The organism is Streptomyces monomycini (assembly GCF_022271435.1).
In the GTDB taxonomy this organism is placed as follows: Bacteria; Actinomycetota; Actinomycetes; order Streptomycetales; family Streptomycetaceae; genus Streptomyces; species Streptomyces monomycini.
In genome coordinates this window covers 1-15,817 of record NZ_JAFIQY010000005.1, presented here as the reverse complement: position 1 = coordinate 15,817, position 15,817 = coordinate 1, and the positions used below count along the sequence as shown (strand labels likewise).

Genomic DNA, 15,817 nt, shown 5'->3' with positions numbered 1-15,817 from the left:
CGGGTCGGGCGGATCGCCGCATTTTCGGCAGGTCGGGGTGGCTCGCGACCGCCGTGCGGCCGGTTCTGTACGGTGGGCGGCCCGTCACCGTGACGAGGAGGGACATGCGCGTGCCGGTGAGGCGAGGCGTCGCCGTGGCGGCGGTGCTCGCCCTGATCGCCGGCCTGGCCCTGCTGCTCACCCTCCCCGGCGAAGAGGGTCCGGCGTGCACCGGACGGAAGATCGGCTCATGGGCCGCCGAATCCCGCTTCACCGGCGAGTTCACCCGGTACGGCAACGACAACACCCGCGTGGACGACTGGACCGGCGGCGACGGCACCCACTCCGTACGGCTGCCCGACGGCCGGACCCTGTGGATCTTCTCCGACACCTTCCTCGACCGGGTGCAGCCCCCGCCCGGCCCGTACGGACAGCCGCATCCCTGGCGCTCCTCCGACACCGGCCGCGAGCCCGCCCTGACGCACAATTCCCTCGTGGTCATGGACCGCGCGGGCCGTCTGGAGCGGACCCTGACGGGCAGCACCGGTACCGGCCCCGGACCGTTCTTCCCCGACACACCGGACGGCTGGCGCTGGCCGGTGCAGGCGCACGTGGAACCGCGCGCGCCCGGATCACCCGAACAGGTCGTCCGGGTCCTGCTCTGGAACCGCACGCCGGGCCAGGGCCCCTGGGTCTTCGGCGTGCCCCGCGCGACCGAGATCGCCACCCTCTCCCTGCCGGACCTGCGGCTGGAGAGCATCACCACGGCCGTCGACCAGACCTCGGTACGGGATCCGGGAGACCGGGTGCTGTACGGCACCGCGTCCGTACGGGACGGCGCGTGGACGTACGTCTACGGCGGCGACGACGGGCCCGACCGGGCAAGCTCGAACGCCTACCTCGCCCGGGTGCCGACCGGGCAGCTCGGGGAGGCCGGGGCCTGGCGATTCTGGGACGGGCAGGAGTGGCAGCCGCAGGCCGGCCGGGCGGCCCCGGTGATCCGCGAGGGCAGGGGGCGCGGCGTGGGCAGCGCCTTCACCGTCGTACGGGACGGCGGGACCTGGGTGCTGCTGACGATGGACGATCCCGGGCCGCCGGGTGACGGCCTGTCGGCCGTCACCGCGTACTGGGCGTGCTCGGCCCAGGGGCCGTGGCACGGACCGGCCGGGCGGATCATCCCGCCCCGGCCGGCCGACCCCACCGGACAGCAGCGCGTCGCCGTGTACAACCCGCAGGCCCACCCGGAGTTCACGGCCGACGGCGCGCTGCTGGTCAGCTACGACGTCAACTGGCTGGGCCCGCCGGGCGCCCCCTCCGTGGCCCAGGTCAACCGTGACGTCGAGCTGTACCGGCCGCGCTTCCTGAGGCTGCGGCTGGACCACGGATGACACCCCGCCAGCAGGGCGGGACGGCGGGCCCGCCGGTCAGTCGGTCTTCGGACCCGACCGGAGCGAGCAGCGCAGCGAGAACGGGTGCCCGGCCGGATCGGAGTAGACCCGCACCTCGCGGGGGCCGGTGTCGTCCTTGGTGTCCAGCGGACGCGCGCCGAGGCTGACCGCCATGCGCTCGGCCTCGTCCATGTCCCCCTCGTCGACCAGCAGGTCCAGGTGGGCCTGGAGCGAGCTGTCGGGACGCGGCCAGGTCGGCGGCGTCATGTTCAGGTCGCGGCGGAAGGAGATCACGGTGCCGTTGGCGACGACCTCCACCCGGTCCGGCAGGTGTTCCCTGCGGACCTCGCCCTCCAGGAAGTCGGCGTAGAAGTCCGCCAGCTTCTCCGGGTCGGCGCAGTCGAGCACGATGACGGCGGCTTTGACCAGTCCCATGGCATCTCCTCGGCCCCGTGGGCCCTCCTCGGCAGGGCACCGTCCGCGGTGCCGGCCGCGCGGCGCGCGGGCCGGGACGACGAGTACCGCGGTCAGGCCGGTTCACTCCCGCCGCGGGTGGCCGGCGCGGTCATCAGCGGCAGCACCACGGCGGACGGGCGGCCCGGCTCGTGGAAGACCTCGAACCGGATCGGCCGGCAGGCGACGGCCGACGCGGCCGGCGCACCCGTGCCGTGGTGGCGCGCGAACCGCGGGAACGCGCCGCCCGCCACCTGCACCCGCAGGCAGTGCCCGCGCAGGAACCGGTAGCCGGTCGGGTGCATCTCCACCCGGGCCGCCACCACCCCGTCGGCGTCCGCCGCCGGTGAGCCCGGGCGCAGCCGCAGGATGCCGTCGGTGACGTTGCGCGAGACGCCCGCCCGGTCCACGTCGCACAGCCGTACGAAGACATCGCCGTACCCGGAGTCCGTGCGGACGTGCACCACGGCCGACACCGGGCCGATCAGGTCGAGGTCGCGGGGCAGCGGAGAGCCGGTGAAGACCAGCACGTCGGGCCGCCGTTCGACGGCCGTGTTGTCCTGCTGCCGTATCTCGCCGGGCAGCAGCAGCGGGCCGCCGGTCGACGGGGTCGGATCGGCGCCGTGATACGTGAACCGGTCCGGCGTACTGCCGGGCGGCTCCGGCCAGTCGAGCCCGCCGGACGGCTGGAGGCGCAGCGGTGTCGGTACGGACTGCGGCGGCGGCCACCGGTCGAAGTCCAGCCAGCGGCCCGCCCGCTGGAGGTAGAGCCGGACCGGCGACTGGTGCAGCTGCGTGGTGTCCCCGGCCAGCTGGGCGCTCAGCCACGACACATGGTCGGTGAGCGTCGCCTTCAGCGCGCCGCGGTCGTGGGCCCACGGCCCGATCGTGATCCGCGAGCGGTGCCCGGCGGCGGTCAGCTCGGTGAAGTCCCGTAGCTGGTACGGCAGGAACAGGTCCCACCAGCCGGTCACCATGCTGGTCGGCGTGGTCATCCGCAGCGCCGCCGCACTGTGGTCGATCGGCGCCCAGAAACCGTCCTCCGGCTCCGCGTGCGCACTGACCTCGCGCAGGAAACGCTCGGGCCGCCCGATCGCCGCGAGGTCGGACTCACCGACGGGCAGCGTCCGCATCGCGCGCTGCACCCTGCGGGTCTGCAACGGGTTGGGCAGCAGCCCGCCGAGCGGTGCCTCCTCCTGGGTGCCCGTCGCGGAGGACCACACCAGCATGTTGTGCAGCGCCAGCACACCGCCCGGGTAGAAGGCGGCGGGGAAGTCGGACGTGGTGATGCCCAGGCACATCGCTTCCAGCGGCGGGTCGAGGTACGGACCGACCGCCCACTCCGCGTGCCCGAGGTAGCTGGCACCGGCGGTGGCCAGCCGGCCGTCGCACCAGGCCCGCGCGCGCAGCCACGCCGCGGTCGCCAGCCCGTCGTCCTTCTCGTGCACGAAGGCCCGGAACTCGCCGCCCGAGCCGAAGACACCGCGTACGTTCTGCGCCACCACCTGGAAGCCCCGCCGTACCAGCACGCCCGCGAACAGCTTGATGTCGGGCTTGTGCTTGCCGTACGGCGTACGCAGCAGCACCACCGGCAGCGGCCCGGCGCCGCGCGGCCGGTAGCGGTCGGCGAGCAGCACGGTGCCGTCCCGCATGGGGACGCGCAGGTCACGTACGCACTCGATGTCGGGTGCGACCGGCTCGGGCATGTCCAGGTACCGGTCCACCAGGCGGCCGAACGCCCGCCCGGTCCGGTCCCGCAGCATGGATTCCGCCATCGGACCCTCCCATCGTCCGTCCTGCCGCGTCGCGGGGGAGACGTGTCACACAGTGTCCATGGTTGTCACTTTCCGTGCGGTTCCGGAGATCACCCCGGGGGATCCAGTGTCCGGCCTTCCGCCGGATCGCGCATGTACGCGCTCAGGAGCCGGGCCCCGGCACCGGCCGAGCGGCGCGCAGCAGGTCCGCGGCCCGTTCGGCGATCATCACCGTGGGGGCGTGGGTGTGGCCCCGGGTGACGGACGGCATCACCGAGGCGTCCGCGACGCGCAGGCCCGTCACCCCGCGCACCCGCAGCCGGGGGGCGGTCACGGTGTCGTCGCCGGTGCCCATCCGGCAGGTGCCCACCGGGTGGTAGAGCGTTTCCGCGAGGGCGCGCACCGTCTCCCCGGCGGCCTTGTCGTCCTGCTCCCCGGGCCACGGCTCCAGCGGCCCGGTGACGTGCGGGGCCAGCGCCCGCGTCCCGTACAGCCGCTCGGCGAAGCGGATCCCGGCCAGCAGCCGCCGCAGGTCCGCCTCGGCCGTCAGACAGCCGGGATCGATGACCGGCGGCGCGTCCGGGCCCGGTCCGCCCAGCGTGATCCGGCCGCGGCTCTCCGGTCGCAGCAGGACGACCCCGATGGTGACGCCGTGCTCGGTCGGCGCCTCCAGACCGTGCCGGACGAACGGGACCGGCGCGAAGATCAGCTCCAGGTCCGGCGCGGTGCGCTCTCCGGTGCTGTGCAGGAACGCGACGGCCTCGCCGATGTTGGAGGTCAGCGGGCCGCGCCGGGACAGCAGGTAGCGCGCGATGTTGGCCGGGGTGTCGGCGCCGGTGAGGGTGCGGGGCAGCGCGGTGCGCATCAGGACCGGTACGGACAGGTGGTCCTGGAGGTGCCGGCCCACGGCGGGGACCTCGGCCACCGGCTCGATCCCGGCGTCCGCCAGCTCGCCGGTGTCTCCGATGCCGGAGCGCAGCAGCAGATGCGGTGAGCCGACCGCGCCGGCGCACAGGACGACCTCGCGGCGGGCCCGCAGCACGCCGCCGGGCAGCTCGGCCCCGTACGCCCGGCCGTCCTCGAACAGCACCCGGCAGACCTGCTGCCCCGTGACGACCCGCAGGTTGGCGCGGCGCAGCGCCGGGCGCAGGTAGCCGTCCGCCGCACTCCACCGGCGCCCGCGCCGCTGGTTGAGCGGGGTGGGCGCGCAGCCGCTGTGGCCCGGGCCGTCGGGTTCGGCGAGCCGCGGCAGGCCCGCCTCCTCGCAGGCGTCGAGGAAAGCGCCGGTCAGGGGGTGGAAGCTGCGCGCGGGGGAGATCCACAGCGGGCCCGCGGTGCCGTGCGCCGTGCCGCCGGGCGGCCCGGCCCAGCGCTCGGCGCGCCGGAAGTAGCGGGCCACCTGCTCCCAGGACCACTCCTCGCCCGCGGTCTCGGCCCAGCCGTCGTAATCGGCGCGGTGGCCGCGCACCCACATCATCGCGTTGAGCGACGAGGAGCCGCCCAGGGTCCGGCCGCGCGGCCAGTACAGCTCCCGCCCGTGCAGGCCCGGCTGCGGAGTCGTGGTGAAGTTCCAGTCGTACGGCGTGCGGAAGAGCTTGGGGAACGCCGCCGGGATACGGACCTCCTGTCTGCGGTCCGGTCCGCCGGCCTCCACCAGCGCCACCCGTACCGTCGGGTCCTCGGACAGCCGGGCCGCGAGGACGCACCCCGCCGACCCGGCGCCGACGACGACGTAGTCGTACACCTGGTCGTACCGCACCGCACCGGCCATCCGAGACCGCCCTCCCGATGCCTCGACGTCCCGTCCCGTACCCGTACTTGCCGGTAGCGATCGTAGGGCAGGCGGGTGTGGGTGTCAGGACGGCGGCGCGACGGGCGGGCCGTCAGTCCGGCTGCGCGCTGGAGGGGCTGGGCTGGATGAACGGGAAGGCGTTGGTGCCGCCGCACACCATCGGGCCGACCTGCGCGCCGCCGCCCTGGAGGGTCACCAGGACGTCCGACGGGCTGCGGCTGCCGGGCACGGAGGCGTTGGCGGCGGTGCACACCAGCTGGCTCATGGACGGGGTGTCGAGCCGCTTGGCGTTCATGGGCACATGGACGGTGATCCTGCCGTTCTCCGTCTCCGCGGTGACCGGGCCCGGGAGCACGGGCAGCACGTTGGTGAGGCCGCGCTGCCGTTCGGCGTCGTTGGGCCCCTTCAGCAACAGGTTGATCGCCTCCTCGGGGCCGACCGGCGCGGTCGCCGGGCGGCTCGCGGGGCGCAGGCCGGTCGGGCCGAGGAAGTACAACTGGACGTCGGGCGCGGGCTTGCCCGGCGCCTTGAGGCCGTGGGCGGGCTCGCCCGCGTCGATCACACCGGTCGGCGCGATGCCGCAGCCGGTGAGGGCGCCTGCCGACAGGGCGCCCAGCGCGCCCAGCAGCAGTCCGCCCAGCGCGATCCGCCGGGTCAGCCGGGTCCGCGCGGAGTTCGGCACGCTCACGTCTGGTCCGCCTTCCCGGCCGGTGCGGCCGCCGGGCTCTTCGCCGGGAGGTCACCGCCGCCCGCCGTGTCCTGACCGCCGTCCGTACCGGCGGAGCCGTTCCCCGTACGGTCCCCCGGCGTTCGGCCGGGTGCCCCGGCCGTCTCCGGGGCACCGGCGACGGTGCCCGTCTCTTGCCCGGGCAGCGGCAGTTCCACGGTGAACACCGCGCCGCCCTCGGGGCAGTTGGCGGCCTTCATGGTCCCGCCGTGCAGCCGCACGTTCTCCATGGCGATCGCCAGGCCCAGCCCGCTGCCCTCGGAACGGGCGCGTGCCGAGTCCGCCTTGTAGAAGCGGTCGAAGACGTGCGGCAGCACTTCGGGGTCGATGCCGGGGCCGCTGTCCACGATCTGGATCACCAGCCGCCCATCGTCCGGGTCCGGCGCCCTCAGCAGCACCCGTACCGGCTCCCCGCCGTGGTGCAGCGCGTTGCCGACCAGGTTGGCCACCACGACGTCCAGCCGCCGCGGGTCCAGCCGGGCCCGTACGCCGTCCGGCAGTTCGGTGCCCACCCGGTCCTGCCAGGCCCTGGCCTGGAGCGTCTTGCGGATCGTCTCGGCGACGTCCACCTCGTCCAGATGCAGCGCGGCGGCCCCGGCGTCGAAGCGCGAGACCTCCATGAGGTCCTCGACCATCCGGGCCAGCTTGCCGGTCTCCTGGCTGATCAGCCGGACCGCGGAGGCGGTGTCGGGGTCGAGGGCGTCGGCGTCCTCGTCGAGCACGTCGGTGACGGCGGTCATCGCGGCCAGCGGCGTGCGCAGCTCGTGCGAGACGTCGGCCGCGAACCGCCGCGCGTTGGCCTCCATCCGGCGCAGGTCCGCGACGCTCTCCTCCAGCTTGGCGGCCATGTCGTTGAACGTCCGGGACAGGTCGGCCAGCTCGTCGGCGCCCTTGACCTCCAGCCGGGTCTCCAGCTTGCCCTCGGCGATCCGCCCGGCGGCCTGCCGCAGCCCGCGCACCGGCCGCAGCACGCCGCGGGCCGCGAGCAGCGCCGGGACCACGGCCAGCCCGAGCACCGGCAGGGCGCCCCGCTGCGCGGCACTCACCAGCGCCTCGACGTTGGCCTCCTCGGCGCGCAGCGGCAGCTGGGCGTAGACCGACAGCGGGGACGCCGTACGGGTCTCGGTCTGCGACTGCATCACCGGCATACCGATCAGCAGCCACGGGTCGCCGTCCCGGTCCACCCGCTGGAACGCCGTCACATGCCGCTTCTCGACGGAGTCCCGCAGCTCCTCGGGGACGATGACACGGCGGCGCACCCGGCTCGGGTCGTTCTCCGCGACGCCCTCGTACCGGACGTAGACGTCCCAGTCCCTGGCCTTGCCGGAGCGGTCGAGCTGCCGGGTGAACTCGTCGACGTCCGCCCGGGTCGGCGGCACGGCGAGGTCGGGGGCCAGCGAGTTGACCTGGCCCCGCAGATCCTGGATCGCGGTGTCCTGAGAGCGCTGGAGGATGGCGTTACGGGCCTCACGGTAGGTCAGCGCCGCGGTGGTGAGCGCGCTGACCGCGGCGACCAGCAGGAACGCGACGACGAGCCGGGCCCGCAGCCCGCGCGGCAGCGAGCGGGCCAGCGTGGTCCGCCGCATCCGGCCGGCGGACCAGGGGCGCTTCACAGGGGGCCGAAACGGTAGCCGAAGCCGCGTACGGTCTGGACGTACCGGGGGGAGCGCGGGGTGTCCTCGATCTTCGTGCGCAGCCGCATCACGCACGCGTCCACCAGGCGCGCGTCACCGTGATAGCTGTGCTCCCAGACGTGTTCCAGCAGCTGCTGACGGCTGAAGACCTGGCCGGGGGTCGCGGACAGGAACAGCAGCAGTTTCATCTCCGAAGGGGCCAGCGGGAGGTCGGTGCCGCCCTTGGAGACGACGAGTCCGGCCCGGTCCACGGCCAGCTCGCCGTAGGTCTCCACGGGCGCCGGGCCCGGCTCGGCGGGGCCGGCGGCGTCCCCGTCGGCGGGCAGCGCGGTGCGCCGCAGCACCGCGCGGATCCGCGCTTCCAGCACTTCACCGCGTGCGGGCTTGACGATGTAGTCGTCGGCGCCCGCCTCCAGGCCGAGGACCACGTCGAGGTCGTCGCCGCGGGCGGTGAGCATGATGATCGGCAGCTGGCGGTCGGCGCGGATGCGCCGGCAGACCTCGAAGCCGTCCTTGCCCGGGAGCATCAGGTCCAGCAGCACGATGTCGGGGCGGAAGGCGGGCAGGAGGTCCAGGCCGTCCTCACCGCTGGCCGCGGCCGCCACTTCGTGGCCGCGCCGGCGGAGCGCGAGGGTGACTCCGTCGCGCACGGCGGCGTCGTCCTCGATCAGAAGTACTCGGGGCATGGCACCAGTATCAATAAGTTTCATGATGGATCGGTAACAGGTGGATCCTGACCGCAATTCTTCGCATCTGTCGTACTGCAAGGCAGTGAACGCGCGAGCGCACCGCAGGGGGAAGCGTACGGCGCCGACGGAGGCGTCCGTACCCGGGTCCGCGGTGGCCCGCGCACGGCAGTGAGGGACGGGATTCGCATGGCACGGCACGGCAGGCGGAGCGGCATCATCGGGGGAGCCGCGGTGGCGGTGGCGTCGCTCGGGGTGGCCGGCTACCTGACCTTCGGGCAGTCCGGCGCCACCTCCGAGGCGCACGCGGGCCCCACCGAACAGGCCAAGCCCGCCCCGGTCGACCCGAGCATCGTGCACGCCTCCGACCGGCCCGGCAAGAGCCTCAACATCACCATCGACGACGGCCCGGACCCGGTCTGGACCCCCAAGGTGCTGGCCACACTCAAGAAGTACGACGTCAAGGCCACCTTCTGCATGATCGGCCCGCAGGCCGCGGCCCACCCGGACCTGGTCAAGCAGGTGGCGGCGGCCGGGCACAAGCTCTGCGACCACACCATCAGCCACAACACCGGCATGGACCACCGGCCCGAGACGTACCAGTCGCAGCAGATAGTCGACGCCCAGCAGATGATCGAGAAGGCGGCCGACGGCCCGCGGGTCGACTACTACCGGGCGCCGGGCGGCGCGTTCACCCCGTACAGCAGGACGCTGGCCGCCGAGCACGGGATGCGCCCGCTCGGCTGGAACGTGGACAGCAAGGACTTCGAACGGCCCGGCACCGACGCGATCGTGCGCACGGTGCGCCGGGAACTGCGCAACGGGCCGACCGTCCTCTTCCACGACGGCGGCGGCGACCGCAGCCAGACGGTCGCGGCGCTGGACCGGCTGCTGCCGTGGATGAAGCAGCAGGGGTACGGGTTCGGGTTCCCGAAGCGCTGACGCGTGGCGGGTGGCGGCGCCGGGGGCCGGGCAGGGCTCGGGCCGGGCGCCGCTCATCACCCGTCAGGCGGGCCGGGAGGCCGGGCTCCGCGCCTCGCTCGCCGGGCGGGCCGGGGTCCGGGCGCCGCTCCTCACACGTCGCCGAGCAGCTCCGCGAGGCCGCGGTCCACGTCGAGGAGTTCCCGGCCCGCGGGCACGGCCTGGTACGTGCGGTCCAGGAAGCGGCTCAGCTCGGCGGTGTCGACCTGCACCATCGCGACGCCGTCCTCGACGTGGAACTCCAGCACCGTGCGGCCCCGGCCCACCGGGCGCACCCGTACGTCGCCGCTGCCCGCCGGGGACCGCAGGCCCTCGGCGAGGAGTTCGCGGGCGAAGGCCCAGTCGACCGCGGCGCCGTCCAGGGAGATCTCCGGCGGGAAGGTGATCCGCACCGCGAGCGGGTCGGCCGGGTGGTAGTGCAGCACGGCCGGCACGGTCCGGGAGCCGGGCGCGGTCGCGATGAGACGTACCTGGACGGCTTGGTCGATGACACTCTGCACCGCGGCTGCTCCCTTACGGCTGTCGGGTCGGGACATGGCTTTCACCGTGTAGGACGGTGTGCCCGCCCGGGCCGTGCACGTGACAGGGGTGTGATTTATGTCATGTCCAGGTCGTCATGATTGGTGGGCAACGCGTGGGTTGACAACGGTTTGCGATCAGCTCCGGCGCAGGTCCGGCCGGGGCTTCGCGGGGCCGTGCGCCAGGAACTCCTCCAGGATTCCGGGCGCCGCGGCCGCCGCCAGGGCCGGAGCGTCGTCCGCCGGGATGTCCCGTACGTGATATCCGTCCTCGCCCGCGGCGACCGCGGCGGTGAGGGTGACCAGCCCGGCCCGCCGGCTGAACGGCGTGCTGGAGAACGTCCAGGCCGCGACCGCCTCGCGCTGGAGCACGACGGTGTCCCGGCTGAACGTGCCGGAACGCGCGACCAGATACCGCCCGTCGAGCCCGTGCCCCAGATTGCGGTACGCGTCCCGGGCCAGCCACAGCACCACCGGCACCGACACCAGCGCGAACACCCAGGCGCAGTGCAGCAGTACGGGCGTCAGGAGAGCGCCCAGCACCGCGAGGACAAGGGTGCCCGGGACCGTCACGAAGAGCAGCCCGCGCATCCGGCGGCGGCGCAGGGCCGCGCGCGGATGCTCACGGAGACCGGCATCGGAGAACCCGGCACGCAGCGTCCCCGAGGCCGTGCGCATCGCCTCGGCGCGCGGCGCGGGCGGCAGGATCACGCTGCGCTTGCGGTTCTCCTCCTTGTTGCCCAGGCCGCCCGCGACCGCGCGGACGGTGGCGCCACCCCCTGCCCGCAGCAGCAGCGGCTCGCGCAGGACCACACCCCGCAGCCGGGCCCGCTCGATGGTCACCGACCGCGTGGTCAGCAGGCCGCGGTGCACCCGCAGTGTGCGCGCGTCGGTCCATTCGAGGCGGAACTTCCACCAGCCCTCGACGTAGAGCGCGAGCGCGCCGACCGTGCCGAGGACGATGACGGCCAGCAGTGCGAGCGGAACCGTCACCCAGAGCGCCCGGGCGCCGAACTCGTCGAACGCGCTACGGACGATGCCCAGCTTCCACGGCTTGATGCCGGCGCCGTCCAGGACGCGGTAGACACCGCCGGCCGCCGCGAAGACACCGCCGACGACCCAGAAGGTGAGCGGCGCGTAGCGCAGCCAGCGCCAGTCGATACGGGAGACGACCGGGTCCTCGTCCGTCGCCCGGACGCCGGCGCGGGCGAGCAGTGCGGTCCGCAGCCGCTCCGCGTCGGCCGTCGTCAGCGCCTCCAGCGAGAGGTCGCCGCTGCCGTCCGCCGGGCCCGCGGTGCCGGCCCGCAGGACGGTGACGCCGAGCAGCCGGTGCAGCGGCGAGGCCGTCAGGTCGACCGTACGGATGCGGTGCAGCGGCACGGACCGCAGCCGCCGGGTCAGCACCCCGCTGCGCACCTCGAAGGAGTCGTGGGTGACGCGGTAGTCCGTACGGGCCCAGCGGACCGACCCGATCGCGGTCAGGACCGCGAAGGCGGCCGCGATGGACGCCAGGGTGATCCAGGCGCCGGTCCCGATCCGGCCGCCGGTGGCCAGCGCGGTCAGCGCGAGCGAGCCGAGCGGGGCGGCCAGCCAGCCGCAGTGCACCAGGAGGGTGCGCCGGTCCAGCCGGTGCCAGCGGGGCGGCGCGCCGGTGACGGGAGAGGTGGCGGTGGTCATGCGGCATCACCCGGCACGGCCTGCGCGGCCTCGCCGATGCGCCGTGACAGCTCCTCGGCGTCCGCGTCGGACAGCCCGGCTATCTTCACGTCGCCCGCGGTGGAGGCGGTGGTGACGGTGACCGTCGCGAGCCCGAACCGCTGTTGCAGGGGACCGCGCACGGTGTCCACGGTCTGTACCCGCGACAGCGGCGCGATCCGCCGTTTCTGCCAGAACCAGCCGCCCGCGGCGTACACCGCGCGGCTGCCCAGCTCCCAGGCGTGCACGGAGTACCGCCACCGCGGCATGACCAGCAGATAGCCGAGCGCCGGCAGGACCAGCGCGACCAGCAGGAGCGGGGCGAGCCAGGGCAGGGCGCCGGGGAAGAACAGCACCGAGCAGACCGCCAGGGCGAGCGCGGTGAGCAGTGTCGGTCCGCTGACCGTCAGCAGCGCCTGGACGGTCCACCAGCGGCGGGCGCGGGGATCGACCCGGTTGCGGGGTGGCCGCAGCAGGGGGTTGGCGGGTGCGGACATGGGGAGCCCCGTTCTTTGCAAGTCGCTTGTATTGAGTAGCGGTACGTTATAACGGTACGAGCGACTTGTAAAAAAGAAGGCGAGGCCACGGAACACGTGCCGAAGAAGGTGGACCACGAAGCGCGGCGCCGGGAGATCTCCCAGGCGCTGTGGCGGATCGCGAGCACCCGGGGCCTGGAGGGGGCGAGCCTGCGGGACGTCGCTGCCGAGGCGGGCATCTCCCTCGGACGGCTCCAGCACTACTTCCGTACCAAGGACGAAATGCTCGTCTTCGCGCTCCGCTACATCGAGACCCTCGCCCAGGACCGCATCCGCGCCCGCATCGAAGCGCTGGACGGCGAGCCCACCCCCCGCGACATCCTGCGTGCCTGCCTGACGGGGATGCTGCCCCTGGACGAGCAGAGCCGCATCGGGTTCCTGGTGGGCGTGGCCCACTTCCACCGGGCCGTCCACGACGCCGCCCTGCGCGCCGACGTCCGCGACGGCATCCCCAAACTGCGGGACCTCTTCGCCGACCAGCTGCGGCGGGCGATGGAACGCGGCGAGGTGCGCCGGGACCGGGACGCCGACGACGAGGCGATGGTGCTGATCAGCCTGGTCGACGGACTCTCGACGTACATCCTGCTGGACGTCCACACCCCCGAGAAGGCCGTCCAGCTCCTGGACATGCGCCTGGCGCAGCTGTTCGACGGGGTGGGTGCGGGCTGATGCCGGGGGTGTGGACGCGGCCGGGCTGACGCGGGGGTGCGGACGAGGGGCGTTCTCAGAAACGGGTGCCTTCGGCCGCCGGCAGCGCGTCGAGTGCGGCCAGCGCGGCGGGCGACAGGGTGACGTCCGCCGCGCCGGCGTTGTCCACCAGGTACTTCGGGGTCTTGGTGCCGGGGATCGGGACGACGTACCGCCCCTGGGCGAGCACCCACGCGAGGGCGACCTGCGCGGGGGAGGCGCCGTGCTCCCCGGCGATGGCGCGGACCTTGCCCACCAGCTCCAGGTTGGTCTTGAGCGCGTCCTGCTGGAAGCGCGGCAGCCGGCGGCGGAAGTCGTCCTGCGGCAGCTCGTCGAAGGAGGTGATGCTGCCGGTCAGGAAGCCGCGGCCGAGCGGCGAGAACGGCAGGAAGGCGATGCCCTGCGCTTCGCAGTACGGCACGACCTCGTCCAGCGCCTCACGGGTCCACAGCGACAGTTCGGACTGTACGGAGGCGACCGGGTGCACGGTCTGCGCGCGCCGGATCTCCTCGACGGTCGGCTCCGACAGGCCGATGTGCCGGGCCTTGCCCGCCTGGACGGCCTCGGCCAGCGCGCCCCAGCTCTCCTCGACCGGCACCTCGGGGTCCACCCGGTGCAGCTGGTACAGGTCCACGTAGTCGGTGCGCAGGCGGCGCAGGCTCTCGTCGATGGAACGGCGGATGTGCTCGGGGCGGCCGTTGCGGACCAGCGCGGTGTGGTCACCCGGCCGGCCCGGGGAGGACTCCAGACCGACCTTCGTGGCCAGTACCGCCCGCTCCCGGTACCCGCCCGCCAGCGCCTGGCCCACCAGTTCCTCGTTGGTGTACGGGCCGTAGACATCGGCGGTGTCGATGAGCGTGACGCCGAGGTCGACCGCCTGCCGGAGCACGTCGACGGACGTCGCCTCGTCCCGGCCCGCCGGGTCGTAGGCATGCGTCATCCCCATGCAGCCCAGGCCGATGACGCCGACTTCGGGTCCGGTGCTGCCGAGCGTGATGGTGCGCATGATGAGGCTCCTCAGGACGAGTGCTGGATCGTTTCGCTGATCACTCTTCCTGTTGAAGCGCACTTGAAGTCAAGCGGTCGCCGGAGGGGAGACCCGCGGGACGCGGTCTCCCCCGGCGAACGGTTCCCGGTCACGATGAACCGGCCACCTGTCCGGATGCGACTGAGGCAGAACGGCCGCACCCGGCGGCCTACGCCTGGCGCAGCAGGGCCGCGAGGTCGCCCTCGACGTCGAGGTGGCGGGCCTCGCCGCCCAGCGGCACCACGCCGTACGACCGCATCAGGAAGCGGCGCAGGTCGCGGGCCGGGAACTGCACCATGGCCAGGCCGTCGGCGGTGTGGAACTCCAGCATCGTGTTGTCCGGGCCGCACGGCCAGATGTGCACGTCCCCCTGGCCGGACGGCTCCCGCAGGCCCTCCGCCAGCAGGTCGCGGGCGAACGTCCACACCACCTCCGCCCCGTCCAGCGACGCCGCGGGCGGGAAGACGACGTGCACCGCCAGCGGGTCCGCGCTGTCGTAGCGCAGCCGGGCGGGGACCTTCCGCGAGCGGGGCACGGTCGCGATCAGTCGGGCGTGTACGGCTTGGTCGATGACGTGGGGCATCGCCGGCTCCCTGGGTGCTTGTGCGGACGGGTCTCTGCCTCTACGACCCGTAAGACGCGCCGCGTATTACGCCAGTGCACCGAATGGCCGCGTGAGGTGCGTCACGAACTTTGATTGCGGCGATATGTGCTCCCTACGCTTGCGAAATCCAAGCAAGGCCGTCCGAACCGGAACGGGTCTGCCCGCAAGTGAGAGCCTGTGACCGGACCAGGGCGCCCGGCCGGGGCCGCGACGCGGTTCCGGGGGCCGGCGGCGACACGTCAGGGGTTGCCCGTTCATGTCCGAAGCATCCGCAGGGTCCCCGGCGTCGGCGGCGGACGACTACACCCGGCTCTACGAGCGCGAGCACCCGCGCCTGGTCGCCTACGCACGCTCACTGACCACCAGCGCCTGGCTCGCCGAGGACCTCGTCGCCGAGGCCCACTTCCGGGTCTGGCGCCGTATCCGGTCCGGTCACCGCATCGACAACGTCCCGGCCTACCTCCGCACCACCATCCGCCACCTCGCCTCGGCCGTCGGCGCGGCCGCCGCCCGCGAGATACCGCAGGACCCCGAGGACGGCCAGGCCTGGCCCGGCACCGGCCCGGCGGCCGAGCACGCCGACCCGGCGCAGCGCGTCGCCTACGTCGATCTGCTCGCCCGCGTCATGGAACGGCTCCCGCAGCGCTGGGTGACGGCGCTGTGGCTGGCGGAGGCCGAGGACCAGCCGCTGGAGGCGGTCGGCAAGGCGATCGGGGCGGGCAAGGGCGCCACGGCCGTGCTGCTGCACCGGGCCAGGGAGGGCATGCGGCAGGCGTTCCTCGGCTCGGTGCCGGGCACACCGGACGACCCGGCGTGCGAGGTGCACTGGCAGCGGCTGCCCGCGTACGTACGGGGCGAGGCCACCGCGAAGCAGGCCGACGGGGTCACGGGCCACCTCGCGGACTGCCCCGGCTGCCGGGCCCGCATGGCGCTGCTCACCCGGGCCAACGACCGGCTGCCCGCGCTCACCGGTCCCGCGCTGCTGGCACTCCTGGCGGGCGGTTCGGCGAAGTTCCTGCTCCCGCTCGCCGGGGCCGGGGCCGCCGCGGCCGGAGGCGCTCACGCGGCCGGGAGCGGTACGGCCACGTCCGTACCGCACGCGCTCACCGCCGTACGGAAATCCGTGCGGCATCTGCTGCGCGGCCAGCTCGGGCAGGCCGGGCCGGTGGCCGCGGCCGTGGCGGGTGTCGGTGTCGCGGTGGTCGCGGGCGTGGCGGTCGCCACGGGCATCGCGCTGACCGGCGGCGACACGGCGCCGACGGCCGAGCGGACGGCAGCGGCGCCGGACGGGGCCGGGGGCGGCGGCGCGGGCCGGGCGGTACCCGGTGCCACGGCGGAGCGGTCGGCGACGTCCGT

The 15,817-nt window shown here is 74.0% G+C and carries 15 protein-coding genes; 4 read left to right on the top strand and 11 right to left on the bottom strand.

Translation table 11 applies throughout. The annotated features are described in order from the left end of the window. The first annotated feature begins 104 nt into the window (after positions 1-104). On the top strand, positions 105-1,367 hold the full coding sequence (locus JXZ78_RS08120) for a DUF5005 domain-containing protein (protein WP_030021758.1): 1,263 nt from the start codon (positions 105-107) through the stop codon (positions 1,365-1,367). A gap of 36 nt (positions 1,368-1,403) precedes the next feature. Here JXZ78_RS08120 and JXZ78_RS08115 read toward each other — a convergent pair whose 3' ends face one another. The 6 genes from JXZ78_RS08115 to JXZ78_RS08090 all read right to left on the bottom strand — a co-directional run bounded on the left by JXZ78_RS08115 (position 1,404) and on the right by JXZ78_RS08090 (position 8,413). Next, on the bottom strand, positions 1,404-1,802 hold the full coding sequence (locus tag JXZ78_RS08115) for a VOC family protein (RefSeq protein ID WP_030021757.1): 399 nt from the start codon (positions 1,800-1,802) through the stop codon (positions 1,404-1,406). A 92-nt stretch (positions 1,803-1,894) separates the two neighbouring features. Beyond that, positions 1,895-3,595: a CocE/NonD family hydrolase gene (locus JXZ78_RS08110; protein ID WP_078624436.1), complete on the bottom strand. Its 1,701-nt coding sequence runs from the start codon at positions 3,593-3,595 to the stop codon at positions 1,895-1,897. Positions 3,596-3,737: 142 nt separating this feature from the next. Next, on the bottom strand, positions 3,738-5,345 hold the full coding sequence (locus JXZ78_RS08105) for a GMC family oxidoreductase (protein ID WP_030021755.1): 1,608 nt from the start codon (positions 5,343-5,345) through the stop codon (positions 3,738-3,740). A gap of 112 nt (positions 5,346-5,457) precedes the next feature. After that, a complete protein-coding gene (locus JXZ78_RS08100; RefSeq protein WP_030021754.1) occupies positions 5,458-6,054 on the bottom strand; it encodes a GerMN domain-containing protein in 597 nt (198 codons plus the stop codon). Then, the gene (locus JXZ78_RS08095; RefSeq protein WP_078624443.1) at positions 6,051-7,679 is read right to left on the bottom strand and encodes an ATP-binding protein; all 1,629 of its coding nucleotides are present in this window, start codon (positions 7,677-7,679) and stop codon (positions 6,051-6,053) included. Before JXZ78_RS08095 ends, JXZ78_RS08100 begins: the two co-directional genes overlap by 4 nt. 23 nt (positions 7,680-7,702) lie before the next feature. Continuing rightward, positions 7,703-8,413, bottom strand: a complete 711-nt coding sequence (locus JXZ78_RS08090) for a response regulator (RefSeq protein WP_030021752.1) — start codon at positions 8,411-8,413, stop codon at positions 7,703-7,705. Between the two features lie 189 nt (positions 8,414-8,602). Here JXZ78_RS08090 and JXZ78_RS08085 point away from each other — a divergent pair, with 189 nt between their 5' ends. After that, positions 8,603-9,355, top strand: coding sequence for a polysaccharide deacetylase family protein (locus tag JXZ78_RS08085; RefSeq protein ID WP_030021751.1), 753 nt, complete (start codon positions 8,603-8,605; stop codon positions 9,353-9,355). 131 nt (positions 9,356-9,486) lie between these two features. Here JXZ78_RS08085 and ssgD (JXZ78_RS08080) read toward each other — a convergent pair whose 3' ends face one another. From ssgD (JXZ78_RS08080) to JXZ78_RS08070, 3 genes are all read right to left on the bottom strand, one after another. Continuing rightward, entirely contained in the window at positions 9,487-9,894 is a 408-nt protein-coding gene (gene ssgD, locus JXZ78_RS08080) for a spore wall synthesis regulator SsgD (RefSeq protein WP_030021750.1), read from the bottom strand. 156 nt (positions 9,895-10,050) lie between these two features. Beyond that, positions 10,051-11,589 (bottom strand): PH domain-containing protein, encoded by a 1,539-nt coding sequence (locus tag JXZ78_RS08075; RefSeq protein ID WP_033038511.1) that lies wholly within the window; start codon positions 11,587-11,589, stop codon positions 10,051-10,053. Then, the gene (locus tag JXZ78_RS08070; RefSeq protein ID WP_030021748.1) at positions 11,586-12,104 is read right to left on the bottom strand and encodes a PH domain-containing protein; all 519 of its coding nucleotides are present in this window, start codon (positions 12,102-12,104) and stop codon (positions 11,586-11,588) included. The genes JXZ78_RS08075 and JXZ78_RS08070 overlap by 4 nt, the downstream gene beginning before the upstream one ends. A 96-nt stretch (positions 12,105-12,200) precedes the next feature. Here JXZ78_RS08070 and JXZ78_RS08065 point away from each other — a divergent pair, with 96 nt between their 5' ends. Then, a complete protein-coding gene (locus tag JXZ78_RS08065; protein WP_030021747.1) occupies positions 12,201-12,812 on the top strand; it encodes a TetR/AcrR family transcriptional regulator in 612 nt (203 codons plus the stop codon). A gap of 55 nt (positions 12,813-12,867) precedes the next feature. On the opposite strand, the gene JXZ78_RS08060 is transcribed toward JXZ78_RS08065, so the two are convergent. After that, on the bottom strand, positions 12,868-13,836 hold the full coding sequence (locus JXZ78_RS08060) for an aldo/keto reductase (RefSeq protein ID WP_030021746.1): 969 nt from the start codon (positions 13,834-13,836) through the stop codon (positions 12,868-12,870). A gap of 190 nt (positions 13,837-14,026) precedes the next feature. Continuing rightward, positions 14,027-14,440 (bottom strand): spore wall synthesis regulator SsgD, encoded by a 414-nt coding sequence (ssgD, locus tag JXZ78_RS08055; RefSeq protein ID WP_030021745.1) that lies wholly within the window; start codon positions 14,438-14,440, stop codon positions 14,027-14,029. Between the two features lie 277 nt (positions 14,441-14,717). Here ssgD (JXZ78_RS08055) and JXZ78_RS40160 point away from each other — a divergent pair. Continuing rightward, positions 14,718-15,817: sigma factor (locus tag JXZ78_RS40160; protein ID WP_275127593.1), on the top strand; the 1,100-nt coding region annotated here is incomplete at its 3' end.